This window comes from Hyphomonas sp. UBA3601 (assembly GCF_002375605.1).
In the GTDB taxonomy this organism is placed as follows: domain Bacteria; phylum Pseudomonadota; class Alphaproteobacteria; order Caulobacterales; family Hyphomonadaceae; genus Hyphomonas.
The window spans coordinates 1-2,351 of sequence record NZ_DFME01000081.1 but is presented as its reverse complement, the minus strand read 5'-3'; the positions used below and the strand labels follow the sequence as shown (position 1 = coordinate 2,351).

3 protein-coding genes are annotated in these 2,351 nt (G+C 56.8%); all 3 read left to right on the top strand.

Going from position 1 to position 2,351, the window contains the following annotated elements:
• The coding region (locus B4F73_RS08090) for an IS3 family transposase (RefSeq protein ID WP_290482971.1) at positions 1 to 699 on the top strand (699 nt) is incomplete at its 5' end.
• A gap of 50 nt (positions 700 to 749) precedes the next feature.
• Positions 750 to 1,502, top strand: a complete 753-nt coding sequence (locus tag B4F73_RS08085; RefSeq protein ID WP_290482970.1) for a multicopper oxidase domain-containing protein — start codon at positions 750 to 752, stop codon at positions 1,500 to 1,502.
• A gap of 24 nt (positions 1,503 to 1,526) precedes the next feature.
• A complete protein-coding gene (locus B4F73_RS08080) occupies positions 1,527 to 2,222 on the top strand; it encodes a copper resistance protein B (protein WP_290482969.1) in 696 nt (231 codons plus the stop codon).
• Positions 2,223 to 2,351: the final 129 nt, after the last annotated feature.

The following is a 2,351-nucleotide window of genomic DNA, read 5'->3' as shown; positions in this document are numbered from 1 at the left end:
GAACGGTTCGGCCGGTATGGCTACCGCCGGATCACGGCCCTGCTGAGACGGGATGGCTGGCATGTGAACGAGAAGCGGGTGTATCGCATCTGGCGGCGTGAAGGGCTGAAAGTGCCAATGAAACAACCAAAGAGAGGCCGTCTCTGGCTGAATGACGGCTCCTGCATCCGGCTGAGGCCGATGCACAAGGGCCATGTCTGGTCCTATGACTTCGTTCAGGACCGCACGCATGACGGCAAGGTGTTCCGCATGCTGTGTGTGATTGATGAGTTCACTCGCGAATGCCTCGCCATTCGTGTCGAACGCAAGCTCAACTCCCGCGATGTCCTAGACACGCTGGGCGAACTGTTCGTGCATCATAGCCCGCCGGAGCATATCCGTTCCGACAATGGCCCCGAGTTCATCGCCACGGCCCTGCGCGAGTGGCTTGGCCGGATCGGCGTGAAGACGCTCTATATCGAACCCGGTTCGCCTTGGGAGAATGGATACTGCGAGAGCTTCAACTCCAAGCTCAGAGACGAGTTGTTGGCGAGGGAAATCTTCTATGATCTCAGGGAGGCGAAAGTCCTGATCGAGACATGGCGCCGCCATTACAACACCGCGCGCCCACACTCATCTTTGGGCTACCGGCCACCTGCGCCACAAACCATCTTGCCCGCGGCGTTCATACCGCCTTACTATGTGGAGGTAGCGGCATGAACGCCGCTACGTGGAAACCGCCGGACTAACAAAACCGGTGGATCACCTCGGTGGGGCAGAGCAAGTTCCCGATCGCTATCGCTGAAACCTTCGACGTTATCGTCGAGCCTGAGGCGGGACAATCATATACGATCTTCGCCGCCGCAAAGGACCGCTCAGGATATGCCCGCGGCACCCTCAGCGAGACACGCGGCGCCGAAGCGGCGATCCCGGAACTTGGGCCCCGGCCAGAGCTGACAATGGCAGCGATGGGAGAAGGCCATGCCAGCCACGGCGCAATGGCTGAAAGTGAAGCTGCCGGCATGGATGAGATGACCATGGACATGAGTGGAGACGCCCATCGCGGACATGGCGCAATGCCTGCGATGGAGCATGGAGAGAAAGTTCTCTCCTATGACGATCTTCGCGCGCTTACCCCATATACGGACCGGCGCGCGCCAGACCGCGAGGTCGAGCTACGTCTCACGGGCAATATGGAACGATATTTCTGGTCGATTAATGACGTGAAGTTCGGTGACGCTGGCCCGCTTGAATTCAACTACGGCGAACGCGTTCGTATCACATTCAAGAACGAAACCATGATGGAGCACCCGATGCACCTGCATGGATTGTGGATGGATCTGGTGAATGGCGAGGGCGACATGGCACCGCGCAAGCACACGATCACCATCCGGCCAGGTGAAACCATCTCCGCCGATGTAACCGTCGATGCCACCGGATCCTGGGCCTTTCACTGCCACATTCTCCAGCACGCCGCGACCGGCATGTTCCGGCAAGTCAATGTCATTGGCGGCGTTCAATAACAAACACCCATAAGGACAAAACAGATGAAACCCAATTTCCTGCTCGTGGGTGCGCTCGCTATGGCGACCGCCCTGCCCGCCCTCGCAGCCGAAGGTGACCCGGTCTACAATTACACGCTGATCGAAGCCGATATTGCCGAGATTGATGATGAAACCGTCGGCGCCTTTGATGCCCAAGGCTGGGTTGGCGGCGATTATAATCGCTTCTGGTGGAAGGCCGAAGGTGAATTTGCCGATGGCGACTTCGAGGACGCCGAGGTCCAGGCGCTGTATTCACGATACATTTCAAAATTCTGGGATGCCCAGATTGGTGTGCGCTACGACCTTGAGCCTAAAGGCGAGACCTATGGCGTTATAGGGCTGCAAGGACTTGCGCCCTATTTCTTCGAAGTTGATGCAGCCGCCTTTGTTTCTTCGAGCGGCGATGTCAGCGCCCGCTTTGAAGCGACTGGGGAACTTTTGTTCACGCAACGCCTGATCCTCGAACCCGGTATCGCGCTCGATTTCTATGCCGAAGACGATCTGTCCCGGCAGATTGGTTCGGGATTAGCGACGGCGGAATACAGCGCTCAATTGCGCTATGAATTCACCCGTGAATTCGCTCCTTATGTCGAACTTGCCTATGAAGAAGCCTATGGCGACACCGCTGACTTTCAACGTTTGGAAACTGGCAGCGCGGATGACACCGTTTTTAAAGTCGGCTTGCGCACTATGTTTTAATGATACCAGGGAGGGAACCTCTCTATTTGCAGTGGCGACCCGCCAATAAATCCAAAGACGAATCATTAGGCCCGCATCGAAGGATGCGGGCCTTAATTACCATAATTTGGTCTGCTTCCTGAAAAGTGG